The sequence below is a fragment of the Sphingomonas citricola genome (genome assembly GCF_019429535.1).
Taxonomy (GTDB): Bacteria; Pseudomonadota; Alphaproteobacteria; order Sphingomonadales; family Sphingomonadaceae; genus Sphingomonas; species Sphingomonas citricola.
Genome location: NZ_JAHXZM010000008.1, coordinates 77,101 through 93,002, shown reverse-complemented (window position 1 = coordinate 93,002; position 15,902 = coordinate 77,101). Strand labels below are relative to the sequence as shown.

Here is a 15,902-nt window from a genome sequence, read left to right as displayed (position 1 = left end):
TTACGGCATGCCCTCTTTGCCGGGATGTCTCATGCGCCACTTAACCCATCCGTCTGCAAGCATCCGGCTGTCGCTTTCTGTAAGACAGGTCTTTGAGAAGCGAGTTTCGCCCTCGATACAGGAAAGAGTTACGACGTGAACGTCTACCCACACGTGCTGACGCTCACTTGCAACGACCGGGTAGGCATCGTTGCGGCGGTGTCCGGGTTCTTGGCGGACAGAGGTAACTTTATTCTAGAGTCACAGCAGTTCGCAGATACGGAAAGTGGTATCTTCTTTATGCGTGTGGCGTACCGCTCGGCGAGTTCCATTGGCGACACGCGTGTCGCGTTTGGCGCTGTTGCCAGCCGATTCGGCATGGATTGGGCACTCCACGACGTGGGAGAGCCAATGAGGATCGTGATTGCAGTATCGCGGTTCGGTCATTGTCTTAACGACCTGCTGCATCGCTGGAGCACGGGGGCGCTGCCGGTGCAAATAGTGGGGGTTATATCTAACCACCCTGATTTCCGCTCTCTCTGCGAGTGGCATGGCGTTCCCTTTCACTATTTGCCTGTGGATTCCACTGACCGAGCGCAGCAAGAGGCGCACGTTTTGAAACTTGTGGAGGAACTCGACGCCGAGATGCTGGTGCTCGCCCGTTACATGCAGGTGCTGTCACCGCAGATGTGCGACACGTTAAGCGGGCGATGTATCAACATTCATCACAGCTTTCTGCCCAGCTTCCGAGGAGCCAAACCGTACCACCAGGCACATGCGCGCGGTGTCAAGCTAATCGGGGCCACTGCGCACTTCGTAACTAGAGCCTTAGACGAGGGGCCGATCATCGAGCAAACAGTTGAGCGCGTTGATCACGCCACCACAGCCGAGGCAATGGTGGCGGTAGGGCGCGATGTCGAATGCTTGGTGCTCGCCCGTGCGGTAACTTGGGCTGCGGAGCGCCGAGTTCTGCCGAATGGTGCGCGAACGGTCGTTTTCAGGCGCTAGGCTGGTTAGTTACAGGTATAACTAACCAGCATGGCAGAGTCCTTCTCTGCCGCAACCATATACTCACGAAGTTTTTACCAGAGATATGCCGGCCACGATCGTGGAATGCCTGACGTAGCATGCTGAATAGGCCAACCGGTATGATATAGGAAGCGGCAGCGTTTTTGGACACGCGCTCGCGACATACCTTTACGGTGAATCAACAGGTTAGCAGAGTGTAATTCGGGTGGTTACGCCTTCAGCACCAACCCGACCGCTCCACGCCAGCCGCGTCGCCGGAAACTTGGCTCCGAAATGCGGCGAGATCCAGCCACCCGTAGTTGACACTGCGCCGCGCGTTTGATTGATCGAGCCTCTTGGCGGAAAGGCAATCCGCACGAGGCGGCTTGCCCCACGCAGAACGACAATTTCCGGACCCTCGTTCACCACCTCGCATTCGGGCGCCAGTTGCAGAACAATCTCTGCCGTGCGTTCTGGCCCGCCAACGAGCATGTCCATCAACGTCAACTCTCCGTCAGCTAACATAACTGATCGCCGATGCCGCACTCCGAACCGCTTACAGTAGCCATCGTGGGATGCTTGCAGTTTGAAAGGAGCATCGTTTACCTGCTCAAGCCGCGTTTGCGCCTTGTTCGCCCAGTTAAACGCGCCGGAGACGATGCTCTGCTCCGTACCTTCGACCGAAAGGGTGTTATGTGCCCGCGTGTTGCGGAACCAGTCACGCCATTGATGGCCCGAATGGTAGAGGTAGGTGCCTGGATCAACGAACACCGGCTGACCGTCGATCGACAACGTAAAGCTCAGTGCGTCCGCATGGCCGTGGGCGGCAATAGCCAAGTAGCCGAGTGGGCCATGGTCCACCACAAGCGATATCTGATGGCCTGCATGCATCGTACGATGAACGGTGTAGCCGCCGTCCGGAAACGAGCGAGTTCCGAACGGTCGTGATGCGGGTGAACTTGGTGCCACGAGCGCATTTCGGAAAGTCTGCACGTGCGGCGGGACTAGGTCGCTCCTCTCTGCGAAACTAGCGACAGCAGCAGCCACAGAGCTAGCATAACTGGGCTCCTCTTGTCCTAACGTCAGCACTCGGCCCTCGTCATCATCGCCGATCGCCGGAACGGTGCCATCGGGTTCGGCCAGCCAATTAATCCATTCGGCGAAAGCAGCCAGCCGCGCACGCGTACCGTCCGTCATGGGGCTCCCCCGCTGGTCTGCAACCCATGCACATAGCAGCAGCAACTCGCTCGTCAGCGCCCCATATGTAGGTGACTGTTCCGCGGCGACACCATCTGCGTGGATTTGCAAACTTGCCTCGCGCACCAGCGCAGCTTCCGCGCGTTTGACGAGGCGTGCCGCTCCCGGGACAAAGGGGCAAGTCACACCAATAAGGTATAGTGCCGCTTGCTCGGAAACCAGGTGGTTGTTGCTTGATGAGAAGCGTGATGGATAGCGCTCTAACCAGAACGCATGGCTAAGCAGGATTTCATTTATCAGGATACGTGTACGCATGTCTAAGCGATCGCCAATCAGACTAGTCACTATTAGCAAAGAGATAGTGCGTAGACTCAGCTCAATACCAGATGACCAGCCGACGCCTTTAAAGGGCGGGTTGGACGCGTACCAACTCGCGATTACCTCCGTGATAAATTTAACAGCATCTTCATTATTTGATAGTCGTGCGTGAAGCGCTACAGGCTGAAGAAATTGCAGCCTTGAGAACTCCCATACGTATTTCACATCACCCATCTCGGTGGATCCGCGGTATTTTATATCGAAACAGTATCGCTCAGCCGGCCAATATTTCCCTGTTACGGGATCTAAGTGCCAAGGGGACTTAGGGCCGGCAATGAAGGTAAAGTGGGGCCAAGCGACTCCAAGTGCTTTAAAGCGGTGCGCCATAATTTGCTTTGCAGCACATTCGGCTTCCTCTTGTAAGCTAGCAGGCGCACTATCAATAGATCTAGAAAAACCTGGGATTACAGGCAAATGTATGTCATTAACAGAAAACTTACTCCAGCCGCTGATGAATTTCCGCCCAAGCACTTTTAGTACTTTTTCTACTAAGCGATGTCCAACCTCTGGAACACTCATGCTACGTAAGCGATTTAAATACCAACGCGCGTTCATGAAACTTCCACCCCAATTTACCTATTAGCGTGTAAAAATGCATTTTTGCGAATATGACGCTATATGTTAAGCGACCAGCCTAAACCATATTATTATACGCCGCTTACCTACAGCTTGGCTTGATTTAAGATGCGAAGCCGTCTTTCCAATTCTAACGAGTATTACGACAGACTATAACGGCCAGCATTGAAATTTACCTTGTGAATTTCGCTATACAGAGCAGTCGTTTGAAGCATAATTATAAGTATTTTGGTAGTTATCTGTAACTTGAGTTAGAGTTTATAAGTTTTCAGGTTAAAATCTCTAAACACAATAGGTTGTAGTTATATTGTGCGATGCTGCTACGTTATAGCATCTAATTACATTCAAGTATATGATCTTTATATTATATTAATTCAGAAACATGTTATAATGTTATAAGTGCACTTAAGTTTGCATGTAAATTCAAATGTAAATCGAGGTATTTGACTCTATAAGCGAATACTAAAAGTGCTTAGAAGCATATAGATGCATACATAATGTGCTAAATATATTATTTTTAATAGTGTTATTGTTAAATGGTAACTTGTAATTGTAAAGAATCGATCAGGCTGAGCCCGTTTAAGCGACTACGTCTGACACCTCGACACATTTTACTCTACCATGTAGCGTGCGAAGGCATCCTTCCATGCCGCATGCCAGCGTGACAGCACGGGGCGGTTTTCGCTTACGTCGCCCGCGGCCCAAGCAATGCGCTTCGCGTCCTGCTCGCGCGTCGTCTCGTTGTCGGGGCACAGGATGTAGAAGTCGCCCGCTTTCACCCTCGCCAGCATAAAATCGACGACCTGCTCGGCGCTCCACGCAGCATTGGGCTTGTCAGCGCTCCGCGCGGTCATGCCGGTGTGGGTGTAGCCGGGGATCAGCAGGTGCGCGGTGACACGCTCGCCGGTCGCCTCGCGAAGCGTATTCGCGAGACCCTCGGTCAGCGCCTTCACCGCCGCCTTGCTGACGTTATAGGCGGTGTTGCCGGGCGGCTGGGTGATGCCCTGTTTCGAGCCCGTGTTGATGATGAGGCCGGGTTCGCCTACCGCGATCATCGCGGACGCGAAGGCGGCGACGCCGTGAAGCACGCCCATCAAATTGACGTCGAGGAGGCGTCGCCACGCCGCGACCCCGGCGAGCACGTCGCCGCCCGCGCCGATCGCGGCGTTGTTCATCAACAGGGCAGGGGGCTCGCCCAGTTCGTCCGCCAGCGTGACCAACGCGTCCGGATCGGCGACGTCGAGCGCGTGCGCACTCGCGCCCTCAATGCTCGCAGCGGCCGCCTTCAGCGCGTCGCCCGCACGGTCGATTAGCGCAACCCGCATGCCCCGCGCGGCGAACGCGCGCGCCGCGGCGAGCCCGATCCCGCCCGCCGCGTCCTCACCACCGCGAGCTTGCCGGTGCAATCGCGACCCCGCTCATCGGTCGATCGTTGCCATCGAGGGATAACGCTCGCCACTCGCGGCTCCGGGCGGCAGCACCGCGTCGATCCGGCGGAGATCGGCCTCGCTCAGCGTCACGTCTAGCGCGCCGAGATTGTCGTCGAGATAGGTGCGCCGCTTGGTCCCCGGGATTGGCACGATGTCGTCGCCTTGTGCCAGCACCCAGGCGAGCGCGAGCTGCGCGGGCGTGCAGCCCTTCGCCTCAGCCATCTCCTCGATCGCGCGGGCGAGGTCAAGGTTGCGCTCGAACGCCTCGCCCTGGAACCGCGGCGAGTGGCGGCGGTAATCGTCCTCCGGCAGATCGTCGGGCGTCTTGAACTGACCCGTCAGGAACCCGCGGCCGAGCGGGCTGTAGGGGACGAAGCCGATGCCGAGCTCGCGGCACACGGGCAGGATCTCGCCTTCGGGATCGCGCGTCCACAGCGAATATTCGGTCTGCAGCGCGGTGATCGGGTGGACGGCGTGCGCGCGGCGGATCGTCGCGGGCGCGGCCTCCGACAGGCCGAGATACTTGACCTTGCCCGCCTGCACGAGCTCGGCCATCGCGCCGACCGTCTCCTCGATCGGTACTTCGGGGTCTACACGGTGCTGGTAGTAGAGGTCGATGAAATCGAGCCCGGTGCGCTTCAGGCTTGCGTCGCACGCCTTCCGGACATAGTCGGGGCGGCCGTTGATCCCCTGGAAACTGCCGTCGGCACCGCGTACGTTGCCGAACTTGGTCGCGACCACCACCCATTCGCGGCGAGAGCGTACGACGCGCCCGACCAGCTCCTCGTTCGCGCCGACCCCGTACATGTCGGCGGTGTCGAGAAAGGTGACTCCGCGATCCAGTGCGTGCTCGATCGTGGCAACCGACTCCGCCTCATCGCGCCCGGCGTAGAAGTCGGACATCCCCATGCACCCGAGCCCCAGCGCGGAGACTTCAAGGCCCTGGCTGCCGAGTGTGCGTTTCTGCATGAATGGTGTTCCCGTGACTGGCCGACGCGGGCGTTGCCCGCGTGTCGTTCACAAGCGCGCGCCCGCACGGCCGGTTCCGCCGGAATCCCGCTGAAATAGGACAAGATGACGCTGGCAGGCGTGCGGACCGGTAGGTTATGGATAGCGTCACGCCGCATTGACACCACCATGGGCCCGCGCGGCGATGGGGGTTTGCATGACGACCCGGACCGACGCGATCGACCGTAAGCAGATCGCCGCGCATGTCGCACCCGTCGTCATCGTCGCGCTAGCAGGCGTCGCGGTGCGCACGCCGCTGGCCGCGCGTTACCCGTTCGCCGCGCTGCTGCTGTTCCTGTGGGTCGTCGCCGACACGCTGATGCTGTCGCTGCTCGCGCGGTCGGCGGGAAGGCCGGCGTGGCCCGCGGTACTGGCTGTGCTGGCGGGCGCGAGCGTCACCGTCTGGCTGGGCGCGCCGCCCGCGATGCGGGCCGCGCTGGTGCAGACGCCGGTGCTGGCGGGCGTGATGGTGGCGGTCGTCCTCATGCATGTCGCCTGGGCTACCGCGCGCGCCGGCCGGGTTGCGGGCAGGAAGGGCCTGCGTGCGCGCGAGCGGTGGGTTTCCGCCGCGTCAGAGCTGTTCCCGCCCGCGCTGGTCCGATTGGCGGTGGCCGAGTTGTCGGTGATCCACATGGCATTGTTCCGCTGGGGTGGCCCGGCCGACGTACCCGCGGACGCGCGTGCGTTCAGCTATCACCGGCATCTGACGCCGATGTGCGCGGCGCTGCTGATCCTGTCGGGGATCGAGATCGCGGTCTATCACCTGCTCATCGGGCATTGGAGCCGCACCGCCGCGATCGTCATGTTCGTGCTGAGCGACGTCGGGTTCGTGTACCTCGTTGGCCTGATCAAGTCGTTCCGGTTCCGGCCGGTGCTGCTGTCCCCCGAGGGCGTCCGCGTGCGCGCGGGGCTGTTGATCGACCAATTGGTCCCGTTCGACGCGATCGTCGCGGTCGACGCGGGGCTCACCGGCGAGGAGGTGCGCGACGCGACGACGCTCAACGCGGCGCTGCTCGCCTGGCCCAACGTCATGCTGCGGCTGGACCGCCCGCTGCCCCGGCGATCGTGGCTGCGGCGCGGTTCGTTCACGCGCGTCGCGTTCCGGCTGGACGACCCCGCGCCGTTCGTTCGCCTGCTCGCGTGGCGGCTGGGGCAGCGCCCCGGTTGAGCGCGCCCCTCACGCTGGCGGGTGTGTCACACCGCCGGCGTGGTGCCGGCCCCGTTCAGGCGGCCTTGTCCTCAGCCAGGCTCGCCGCATCGATGACGTAACGGAAGCGAACGTCGCCCGATTTCACGTATTTATACGCTTCGTTGATCTCCTGGATCGGGATCAACTGGATGTCGGGCGCGATCTTGTGCTGGGCGCAGAAGTCGAGCACTTCCTGCGTTTCCGCGATCGAGCCGATCAAGGAGCCCGCGATCGTCTTGCGCCCCATGATCACGTTCATGTGGTTCCACCCCGGCATCGGGGCGAGCGCGCCGACCGCGACGAAGGCGCCGTCGTGGCGCAGCAGCGGGATGAACGGGTCGACCTCGTGCTTCTCCGGCACGGTCGAGACGATGAAGTCAAAGTGGCCCTCGAGCGCCGTGTACGCTTCCTTGTCACCCTCCACGACGCTCTTCGCGCCCAGGCGGTGCGCCTCGGCGACCTTGTCCTTGTCTCGCGTGAACACGGTCACCTCCGCACCCATCGCGCGCGCGATCTTGACGGCCATGTCACCCAAGCCACCGAAGCCGACGACGCCCACCTTGTGCCCCGGCTTCACGCCCCAATGCTTCATCGGTGAGTAAGTGGTGACCCCTGCGCACAGGATCGGCGCCGCAGCCTCGATCGGCAGCGCGGACGGAATCTTGAGCACGAAATCCTCGCGCACGACGATCTGGTCCGAGTAACCGCCGAACGTGTTGTCGCGGCCGTACATGTTCTCGCCCGTCTTCGCCTTAGCCGCGGGCTTCATCGGGCCGTTGTAGGTCGCGAGCCAGCTGTTCGGCCCCTCGCAATATTGCTCGTCGCCGGCGAGGCACGGCGCGCATTCGTGGCAACTGTCGATCATGCAGCCGACGCCGACCAGGTCGCCGATCGCGTGGCGGGTGACGAGCGAGCCCTTGTTGACGACGCGCCCGACCACCTCGTGCCCCGGCATGCACGGATAAACGGTATTGCCCCAGTCATTCTCGCACTGGTGGATGTCGGAATGGCAGACGCCGCAATAGAGCACCGCGATCTGCACCTCGTTGGGCAGCGGGTCCTGCCGCTCGAGCGCGAGCGGCTTCAGCTTCGCGCGGGCGCTGGAGGCGGCATAGCCGATGGCCTTGATCGTCATGGTCGTGTGTTCCTCGCGTACGATAGTTGCGAGGCAGAACGAGCGGAACGCAGTCGCTATCCGTCACCTGGATCAAGGAAGTGTCGGATAACCGCTCACCCGGCTGCGTGAAGCGCCGTCCGATAGGCCGGATAGCCATCGACACGTACTTCAAGCACGCCCGACCAATCCCCTCCACCGTGCTGCGTCAGGTCGAGCAGCGTCGCGCGGCGTCCCGGCTCCAGCCGTGCAGCACCTCCTTGCGTCGCACGATTGCCGTGCCCGCCCGCGGTCAGCGTATAGTCGACGCGGATCGCACGCGCGCTCTCGCCGATCAGCACAACATGGACGCCGTTACCCGTACGCGTGACGATCGCGCGGACGGGCTGCGCGACCTGATCGGGGGCGGGTGTCTGTACCGCGGGCGGCTCCGGGGGCAGCATCATGGCTTGGGCACCTTGGGCGCAGGAACCGGCGCCCGGTTGGGGGCGGGATGCGCGTCGGCGTCGATTACCGCGGCACCCGCTGCGGCCGCAATCCGCGCGGCGAGATAGCCCTGCGTGTCGGGATCAAGGGCGGGCGCGCTGCCCGTGGCCGGGGTTAGCGCATCGCCGGGACCGAACACGGTGACGTAGGCGCGCTCGATGTCGATCGCGCTGGCCGGGGAAGGGAACTTGGGCACCGGGCGCGGCTGGCGCACCGCGCGCGGCTCCGGCGGCAATTGCGCGATGGTCGGATCCTCGATGCTCAACTGTTGTCCGGTTTCGGTGAGCGTGGAGGCGGGCAAGGTGGGCGTGATCTGCTCAACCTGCGGCAACGTACGGGGGTGTGGGGCGGGGGATTGGCGTGGAGAAACCTGCGCGGCTGCGATGCCCGTCGCACCCAAGCCGATCAGGGAGACATACGCCATCATGCACACATGTGTGCTGTACGACATATCGACAGATCGACGAAGCGGCATCACTTACCCGTTTGCACAACGACTGCCTTGGCACCGCCATCCTGCACCATCTTGATGCCGAGATTGTTGCCGTTCTGCGTGATCGTCGCGCTATTGTCGCTGTTGTGCTGCGCGAGATCGATCGCGTTGCCGGCACCGTTCTGCGTCAGATTGGCGTAGTTGCGCGTGCCACTCTGCAGCAAGGCGATGACGTTGGCGTCGGCGCCGGTACCGCCGCGCTGCGCGATCAGCGCCTGATTACCGACACCCGCCATCTGAACGCCGGCGACCGCAACGCCCGACTGCGTCACCACCGCGTCATTGCCGATCCCGCGCATATCGAGGGTGAGCTTGATCTGCCCCGCTGGGCTTGCGGTCTGCTTGACGCGCGCGTGCTGGAACTTGCCTTCCTGGCGTACCTCGGCACTCGCCGCGCCCGATTGCACCACCGCAACCGACTGCACCGCGCCGATCTGGTCGACGAAGGCGTCGCTGTGAATGCCGTCCTGCGCGGCTGCGGATGCCGCGAGCAGGAGGCACGTGACGATCAGCAGAGTGCGAGCGGTCATGGAAACCTCTGGGTGAACCTCGAGAAGGACCGGGCGGCGCGTACGCCGCCCGGGGATAAAGGGTTACTGGCGAACAACCGCGAGCAGCCCCGCGCCGTTCTGCGTCACTGACGACGTGTTGCCGTTGGTCGATTGCGTCACGTACGCCCAGTTGGTCTGGGTACCGGTCTGCGAGATGAACGAGGTGTTGTTGTTCCCCGACTGCAGCAGCTCGGCGTACTGCACGCTGCCGTTCTGGTTGATCGTGGAGGTGTTGTTGTTGCCGCTCTGGTTGGTGAACGCCTGTTGCTTGGTGCCCGCCTGCGAGATCAGCGAGCGGTTGCCGTTGCCGCCCTGCGTCACTTTGGCGAGCTGGTTTGCACCCGATTGATAGATCGAAGCGCCGTTGCTGTTGCCGATCTGGTCGATCTGCGCGACGTTGGTGGTGTCGAGCTGGCTGATCGACCCGCTGTTGAAATTGCCGGTCTGATTGACGAACGCGCTCTGATGCTCGCCGCCCTGCGCGATCGCGCCGGTGTTGCCGGCGCCGGTCTGCTTGACGGTGCCGGTGTTGACGTCGCCGGTCTGCGTGATCGACGCGCTGTTGCCGTTGCCCTTTTCGCCCTGCTGGACGTTGGCGAGCAACCCGGTGCCGTTCTGGTCGATCGTGCTGTTGCCCTCGTAGCCGAGCTGCGACACGTTGGCGGTATTGGCCAGCCCCTGCTGCTTCACGCTGGACGTATTGTAATAGCTGGTGTCGCCCGACTTCTCGCGGCCCTGCACCACGATCGCGACCTGGCTGGTGCCGCTCTGTTCGATCGTCGACTTCTGCCCGTCGTCGCGCTGGGTCACGCGCGCGATGCCGAGCGTACCCGACTGCTTGATCGTCGACGCATTGGGACGTGCAACGGCGGTTTCGCTGAACTGATCGACGATCGCCTGGTTCTTGGTGCCGCTCTGCGTCACTTCGGACGTGTTGGCGCGCGTTCCGGCCTTGAACGGCGCGACACCGTCGTCCTTCTGCGTGATGGTCGCGGTGTTATCGCTGCCCGACTGCGTCACGGTGGAATCGCTGCCGAGGATCGAGTCCACCTGCGTCACGAGCGCGGTGTTCTTGCTATCCTTTTGATCGATCTTGCTGGTGGAATTGTTGGCAAGCGCGGGCGTGGCGCTGAGCGCGATCACGGAAACGGCTGCCAGTATCGATTTGCGCATAAAGCCTCCTGCTGGGTCACGTCGTTGAGCCGGCAGATCGCCGGCCAGATGACGACCCGGTGAGGCCTGGAGGCGGGGGCAGAAGCGTTCACCCTTTTGAAAGGGTTCAGCGCCGATGATCGTGGCCACCACAGCAACGACCTCCGTCCCATCCCACATACCCCCTCGGATCGGGGTGAACAGACAACAGGGGTGATGCGCGGGGCGGCAGCGTCGCTTGGCATCGGCGCGACCGCTTCCCACATCCTTTGATAACGACTGGTCCCCTGCGGACTGCTCGTGGCATCGCCGGTGGCTTTCGGGCTCTCATTTCCTTGGCCGCCGGCGGTGTTCCTTGATTTCTCCCTGATTTCGAGCGAACTAACCTTTAGGCAGCGGCTGCACGCGCGGGGCGGGCAGCGCCATTCCCGGCAACGTACCGCCAGTGGGCGGGCAGGCGGTGGAATAGGTCCGCCCAGACGCATCCGCGGGTAGCCGCACATTCTCCAGCGCCAGATGGTCGCGCTCGGCGATGTGCGCGCGCACCAGCGCCTCGGCCGCACCCGGCGTCGCGCGGAAGCACCACAAGCGCTGCTCGGCACCCTCCATGATCATCGCGTAGACCGACTTCTCGATCGCCTGCTGGAGCGCCAACTGCACCGGCTCGTTGTAGGTGATGCCGCTGTCGACCTCGAGCAGCTGCTTGAATCCGACGTAGCGGAATGCGTCGGCGCCCAGACCGACCGAGACAATCTGCTTGCGCGAGTTGACCGACAACAGCACCTCGCCCGTCTTGGTGCTGATCGCGCGCAGGTACACGGTAACCGTGTCCTCGCGGTATTTGGTTGACCCGCCGATGCCGAGGAAACGCGCGCCGATACCGCCCGTCTTAGTGTTGGAATCGTAGCCGACGATCCCGCCCTCCAGCAGGATGCCCGCGAACAGCAGCGGTGGCAGCGCTTTCGTGTTGAGTTCGGTCTCGCCCAGGTATGCCGAGCGCATCTCGCGGATCACCGAGCGCTCGCGCAACAGATTGTCGAGCCGCTCGCGCTCGATCACCTGAAAGAAATCGCGGTGGCCGGCGTCCTGCAACGCCTTGATCAGGATCGAGGTCGCGCCCTGCGTCACCGCGCGCGACAGCGTCTGCACCGTGTCGCTATCCTTGAACTGGCCGGTCTGATCGGTGAAGCCATATACCGCGACCGCGACGCGGCGTTCAGCGGGCGGCAGCTCTTCCAGCGTACGCTGTGCCGGCGTTGCCTGCGCGATCCGCGCGGGTGCCCAGGTCGAGGGACGCCCCATGTCGCCCGCGCACCCGGTGAGCAGCGCGCTTGCCAATGCCACGATGTTCAACGAACGGCGCATGGTTTCAGCCACCCAGCAGCGGCAGCGTGATCTTGGTGGTCGTCTTGGTAACCGAATTGAAGATCGTCAGCGTCACGCTTTCCACCCCGCGTACGAAGTCGATCACCTGGTCGCCGAACACGAAATGTCCCGAGTCCGCCGGGTTGGCGCCGAAGATCTTGTCCGCGATCTGCGTCGCGACGGTGGAGAGCAATCGGCTTTGGAGCTGATCGACGAACTGCTGCGCAGGGTCGCTCGCCTTCTTGCTTTCGGGGTCCTTGTAGCGGTTGTTGGCTTCCGCGGTCGCCAGCAGATGCGCGCTGTTGAACGGACTGCCCCCGAAAGACGGATTGGTCGGCGTATAGATCAGTGACGATGCAGTCGCGGGCGTCGCGGCTGCGCCAACGAGCACCGCGGCAGTGCCGCCCACGATGCCCTTCACGGTCTTGCGGGTCATGTGACCTCCCCCTGTGGGCCCCGCCCCCCGGGACCGGAAGTGGCTATACTCCTGACCCAAAATCGCGTCGATCAGACGGGCGTCCCGATCTCGTTGCCTGCGCGTCCCATGTCCCGGATCGGGAAGGCGGCGCGGTTGATCAGTCCAGCAACGTCGTCCAGCGCTCGAACACCAGTGGCACATCCTCGACCGGGATTGCGCGCTGCGGGTCGGGACCGTGCGTGCGGTACGCGCCGGGCGTGCAGCCGTACTCGCGCTTGAACACCCGCGTCAGGTGCGACTTGTCGGCGAAACCGACCGCGCCGGCCAGTTCGGCAATCGGCCGCGTCTCGTCCGGATCGGCCAGCATCGCGCGCAGTGCGTGAAGGCGCCGGCGCTGCACCTGCTGCAGCACGCCGCCTCCTTCGCCTGCACCGTCGCCGAAGGCGCGGTAGAGTGCGGAGCGTGACACGCCGAGCGCCGAACAGATCGCGGACACGTCAATCGGATCGGCCAGATGGTCGTCGATATAGCTGCGCACGCGGCTGATCAGCGCATCCTCGCGCGTCGCGTGCGCGGCGTCACGCCGGCAGGCGTCGAGAATGGCATCGGCGAGCAGGTCGCGGATCGTGCGCGCGACCGCGGGTGCGTGGTCGCGTGTGAGCTGCGGCAGCGTCTCTACCGCCGTGCGCAGGAAGCCTGTCAATAATGCGGCAGCCCCGCCCGTCGCGATCAGCCCATGGGGATCGCACCCTTCCAGCATCGGCAGCAGAAACGCGCGCGGCATCGACAGGATGAATGCTTCCAGCCGGGTCGCGTCGGTCCAGCAGGCGTGACGCATGTCGAGCAGGGTGACCGATCCGGCTTCTGAGACGCGCTCACCGCGCCCATAATCTCCGGTGAATGCACCTTCCAGCAGCACCACCACCGCCAGATGGTCTTTCAGATCGGCGCGCACGCGTGCTTCGTTGCGATCATAGCGCAGCGCATCGACGCGCGCGTGCGTCAGCACCATCGATTCCAGCATCCAGAGACGCGCGCAGCCTGCGAACGGATCGGGGCCGCGCTGCGTCACGTCCAGGCTGCTGAGCGCCGAGCGCCACGCCGTGAAGCGCGCGGGCGGCGGAACCAGATCCGTATCGAACACCAGCGGCGTCAGCGGCTCGCTTTTCCCCGTCATCACCCGTCCCCCCAGACGCCTTCATCTTATGAGCGTCACTTAACGCGTGCACATGGGGTCGCCTATGTTCTTCTGCGTGTTGGAGGAATTTGCTGCCTTAACTTACAAGAACCGCTCACCTGCGTGAGCGCGAAAGCCGTCGTGTTCGCGCACATAGGCCGCCAGGATGTCGAGTGACTTGTGGCGGCTGACCTCGCGCATCTTGAAGATGTTGGCGCCGGGCTGGCGTGCCGCTTCGGTGAGGAAGCCTGAGCGGAGCGAGTGACCTGCGAACAGCGCGGGATCGAGCCCGGCGTCGCGCGCGCGCGCCTTGACCACCAGTGCGACGCTCTGCGGGCTGAGCGCAGCCGCCTGGACGCGGTCCTCCTGCCATTCGCGCGAGGCGCGTCCGTTCGCATCGCGGATTACCTCGCCCGCGGCATCGCGCCGCGCGACGCGCACCTCGGCAAGCTTGCGGAAGATCGGCCCGTCGGTGACACGGCTGACGCGCAGCCATTCGAGCAGCAGCGCCTTGGGGCGAATACGCCGCCCTTCCGGGATCGCGATCCAGACGCCCTGTCCCGCCTGGTCAGTCTTCGAGCGCGCGACGAAGATGCGCAGCCCCTCGGGGACGAAATGCACGTCGGTGAAGGTGAGCGCGACGAGTTCCGAGCGCCGAAGTGCTGCCGCCATGCCGATCGCGAGGAGCGCGCGGTCACGCACGCTGCGCACGTCGTCGCCGGTGATCGCGGCGAGCATGCGGCCGAGCCGCTCGCCGTCCGCGGCCTGTTTCTGCTCCGGTCGCGTGCCGTGCGTGTTGCGGATGCCCGCGAACGCACGACGCAGGTAATGTCCGCCGTTCTGCTCGGCCGGGGGCACCAGCCCCGCCTCCTTGTGGCGGTCGTTGATCGCGGCGAGATAGCGCGACAACGTGGCGAGCTTCTTCGGAGGCCGCGGCGGATCGATCGCTGCGTCGCCGTCCTTCATCGCGGTCATGAACAGGATCACCGTCGCCGGTGTCGCAGGGAGTGGCGAGAGCGCGTGCGCGGCGCACCAGTCGGTGAACTGCGTCCAGTCGGCCGCGTAGGCGCGCCTGGTCGCCGGGCTGCGCGCGGCTTCTATATACGCGCGCGCGCGCGAGGCATGACGCGCGAGCTCCGCCGACACGTCGCGCGCGTGAACGAGTGCGAGATGGTGTTGATTGTCGTCGTTACTCACAATGCACCTACACCCACCACGTCGTCAGGGCAGACTGCCGGTGCGCCAATGATCAGCGCTCATGGTATGTCTCGTAGCAATCATGGCTGAGCTATGATCCACAATTCGAACGACGTGTCACCAGATCGTCGGTTTGCAGTGAGACAAGCTGCTTCTACACAGCGGCGTTCAATCAGTGTTGAGACAGAAGATGACGATCAAGAAGGTGCGCAAGGCGGTGTTCCCGGTGGCGGGGCTGGGGACGCGCTTCCTGCCGGCGACCAAGGCGATGCCAAAGGAAATGCTGACGGTCGTCGACAAGCCGCTGATCCAGTATGCGGTCGAGGAAGCGCTGGAAGCGGGGATCGAGCAGATCATCTTCGTCACCGGGCGCGGCAAGGGTGCGCTCGAGGATCATTTCGACATCTCCTACGAGCTCGAGGCGACAATGCGCGAGCGCGGCAAGAGCCTGTCGCTGATCGAGGGCATCCGCCAGCAACCCGGCTCCCCCGTCTACGTGCGCCAGCAGGAGCCGCTGGGGTTGGGTCACGCAGTGTGGTGCGCGCGCGAGATCGTGGGTGACGAGCCGTTCGCGGTGCTGCTGCCCGACGAACTGATGGTCGACCGCCCCAACTTCACCGCGCAGATGGTGGAAGCGTACAACCAGGTCGGCGGTAACGTCATCGGTGCGCTCGAGGTCGCCGACGAGGAAACGAGCAAATACGGCATCATCTCGCCGGGCAAGGTCGAGGGTCGACTGACCGAGGTGACCGCGCTGGTCGAGAAGCCGGCAAAGGGCACGTCGCCCTCGAACCTGATGATCCCAGGGCGTTACATTCTCCAGCCCGAGGTCATGCGCATCCTCGATCGCCAGAAGAAAGGCGCAGGCGGCGAGATCCAGCTGACCGACGCGATGGCGCAGCTGATCGGCGAGCAGCCGTTCCACGGCTTCACCTTCGATGGCGAGCGCTACGACTGCGGCGACAAGGCGGGCTTCATCCAGGCCAACCTCGCACTCGCGCTCGCGCGCGACGACATCGGCCCGGCGGTGCGCAGCTTCGCGGAGACGCTGCTGCGCTGAAGCGTTGAAGGCGCATCGATCCACATCGATGCGCCTTCATTCCGTGCTAAACAGCTACCTTCGATAATAAGGCATTATCGCTATTCGTAACGAGCTGACAACTTCTCGTTTGGATCGGCGGAGG

15 protein-coding genes are annotated in these 15,902 nt (G+C 63.1%); 3 read left to right on the top strand and 12 right to left on the bottom strand.

Features of this window, described 5'->3' with window-relative positions; genetic code table 11:
• The first annotated feature begins 135 nt into the window (after positions 1 to 135).
• Positions 136 to 987: a formyltetrahydrofolate deformylase gene (gene purU / locus KZ810_RS16460; protein WP_308461584.1), complete on the top strand. Its 852-nt coding sequence runs from the start codon at positions 136 to 138 to the stop codon at positions 985 to 987.
• A gap of 207 nt (positions 988 to 1,194) precedes the next feature.
• Here the strand turns inward: purU and KZ810_RS16455 are convergent, their stop codons facing one another.
• From KZ810_RS16455 to KZ810_RS16445, 3 genes are all read right to left on the bottom strand, one after another.
• Positions 1,195 to 3,117, bottom strand: coding sequence for a heparinase II/III family protein (locus KZ810_RS16455; protein WP_219770215.1), 1,923 nt, complete (start codon positions 3,115 to 3,117; stop codon positions 1,195 to 1,197).
• A gap of 632 nt (positions 3,118 to 3,749) precedes the next feature.
• Positions 3,750 to 4,544, bottom strand: a complete 795-nt coding sequence (locus KZ810_RS16450; protein WP_219770214.1) for an SDR family NAD(P)-dependent oxidoreductase — start codon at positions 4,542 to 4,544, stop codon at positions 3,750 to 3,752.
• Positions 4,545 to 4,556: 12 nt separating this feature from the next.
• Positions 4,557 to 5,537, bottom strand: coding sequence for an aldo/keto reductase (locus tag KZ810_RS16445; protein WP_219770213.1), 981 nt, complete (start codon positions 5,535 to 5,537; stop codon positions 4,557 to 4,559).
• 196 nt (positions 5,538 to 5,733) lie between these two features.
• On the opposite strand from KZ810_RS16445, the gene KZ810_RS16440 reads away from it, so the two are divergent.
• On the top strand, positions 5,734 to 6,744 hold the full coding sequence (locus KZ810_RS16440) for an amino acid adenylation domain-containing protein (RefSeq protein ID WP_219770212.1): 1,011 nt from the start codon (positions 5,734 to 5,736) through the stop codon (positions 6,742 to 6,744).
• Between the two features lie 55 nt (positions 6,745 to 6,799).
• Here the strand turns inward: KZ810_RS16440 and KZ810_RS16435 are convergent, their stop codons facing one another.
• From KZ810_RS16435 to KZ810_RS17410, 9 genes are all read right to left on the bottom strand, one after another.
• Positions 6,800 to 7,900: an NAD(P)-dependent alcohol dehydrogenase gene (locus tag KZ810_RS16435; protein WP_219770211.1), complete on the bottom strand. Its 1,101-nt coding sequence runs from the start codon at positions 7,898 to 7,900 to the stop codon at positions 6,800 to 6,802.
• A gap of 95 nt (positions 7,901 to 7,995) precedes the next feature.
• Entirely contained in the window at positions 7,996 to 8,325 is a 330-nt protein-coding gene (gene csgH / locus KZ810_RS16430; protein ID WP_219770210.1) for a curli-like amyloid fiber formation chaperone CsgH, read from the bottom strand.
• A complete protein-coding gene (locus KZ810_RS16425; RefSeq protein ID WP_219770209.1) occupies positions 8,322 to 8,789 on the bottom strand; it encodes a hypothetical protein in 468 nt (155 codons plus the stop codon). Before KZ810_RS16425 ends, csgH begins: the two co-directional genes overlap by 4 nt.
• Before the next feature lie 50 nt (positions 8,790 to 8,839).
• Positions 8,840 to 9,388: a hypothetical protein gene (locus tag KZ810_RS16420; RefSeq protein WP_219770208.1), complete on the bottom strand. Its 549-nt coding sequence runs from the start codon at positions 9,386 to 9,388 to the stop codon at positions 8,840 to 8,842.
• Between the two features lie 63 nt (positions 9,389 to 9,451).
• Entirely contained in the window at positions 9,452 to 10,582 is a 1,131-nt protein-coding gene (locus KZ810_RS16415) for a hypothetical protein (protein ID WP_219770207.1), read from the bottom strand.
• 360 nt (positions 10,583 to 10,942) lie between these two features.
• On the bottom strand, positions 10,943 to 11,926 hold the full coding sequence (locus tag KZ810_RS16410; protein ID WP_219770206.1) for a CsgG/HfaB family protein: 984 nt from the start codon (positions 11,924 to 11,926) through the stop codon (positions 10,943 to 10,945).
• Positions 11,927 to 11,930: 4 nt separating this feature from the next.
• Positions 11,931 to 12,362, bottom strand: a complete 432-nt coding sequence (locus KZ810_RS16405; RefSeq protein WP_219770205.1) for a curli assembly protein CsgF — start codon at positions 12,360 to 12,362, stop codon at positions 11,931 to 11,933.
• A 139-nt stretch (positions 12,363 to 12,501) separates the two neighbouring features.
• Positions 12,502 to 13,521, bottom strand: a complete 1,020-nt coding sequence (locus KZ810_RS16400; protein ID WP_219770204.1) for an AraC family transcriptional regulator — start codon at positions 13,519 to 13,521, stop codon at positions 12,502 to 12,504.
• 102 nt (positions 13,522 to 13,623) lie between these two features.
• Entirely contained in the window at positions 13,624 to 14,718 is a 1,095-nt protein-coding gene (locus tag KZ810_RS17410; RefSeq protein WP_219770203.1) for a site-specific integrase, read from the bottom strand.
• A gap of 190 nt (positions 14,719 to 14,908) precedes the next feature.
• Between KZ810_RS17410 and galU the strand changes: the two genes are divergently transcribed.
• Entirely contained in the window at positions 14,909 to 15,778 is an 870-nt protein-coding gene (galU, locus tag KZ810_RS16390; RefSeq protein WP_219770202.1) for a UTP--glucose-1-phosphate uridylyltransferase GalU, read from the top strand.
• Positions 15,779 to 15,902: the final 124 nt, after the last annotated feature.

Excerpts from the sequence above, each read along its gene's own strand:
- KZ810_RS16405 (WP_219770205.1), bottom strand. The coding sequence starts at position 12,362 with ATGACCCGCAAGACCGTGAAGGGCATCGTGGGCGGCACTGCCGCGGTG.
- KZ810_RS16410 (WP_219770206.1), bottom strand. The coding sequence starts at position 11,926 with ATGCGCCGTTCGTTGAACATCGTGGCATTGGCAAGCGCGCTGCTCACC.
- KZ810_RS16440 (WP_219770212.1), top strand. The coding sequence starts at position 5,734 with ATGACGACCCGGACCGACGCGATCGACCGTAAGCAGATCGCCGCGCAT.
- KZ810_RS16445 (WP_219770213.1), bottom strand. The coding sequence starts at position 5,537 with ATGCAGAAACGCACACTCGGCAGCCAGGGCCTTGAAGTCTCCGCGCTG.
- galU (WP_219770202.1), top strand. The coding sequence starts at position 14,909 with ATGACGATCAAGAAGGTGCGCAAGGCGGTGTTCCCGGTGGCGGGGCTG.
- KZ810_RS16425 (WP_219770209.1), bottom strand. The coding sequence starts at position 8,789 with ATGGCGTATGTCTCCCTGATCGGCTTGGGTGCGACGGGCATCGCAGCC.
- KZ810_RS16415 (WP_219770207.1), bottom strand. The coding sequence starts at position 10,582 with ATGCGCAAATCGATACTGGCAGCCGTTTCCGTGATCGCGCTCAGCGCC.
- KZ810_RS16435 (WP_219770211.1), bottom strand. The coding sequence starts at position 7,900 with ATGACGATCAAGGCCATCGGCTATGCCGCCTCCAGCGCCCGCGCGAAG.
- KZ810_RS16420 (WP_219770208.1), bottom strand. The coding sequence starts at position 9,388 with ATGACCGCTCGCACTCTGCTGATCGTCACGTGCCTCCTGCTCGCGGCA.
- KZ810_RS16455 (WP_219770215.1), bottom strand. The coding sequence starts at position 3,117 with ATGAACGCGCGTTGGTATTTAAATCGCTTACGTAGCATGAGTGTTCCA.
- csgH (WP_219770210.1), bottom strand. The coding sequence starts at position 8,325 with ATGATGCTGCCCCCGGAGCCGCCCGCGGTACAGACACCCGCCCCCGAT.
- KZ810_RS16400 (WP_219770204.1), bottom strand. The coding sequence starts at position 13,521 with ATGACGGGGAAAAGCGAGCCGCTGACGCCGCTGGTGTTCGATACGGAT.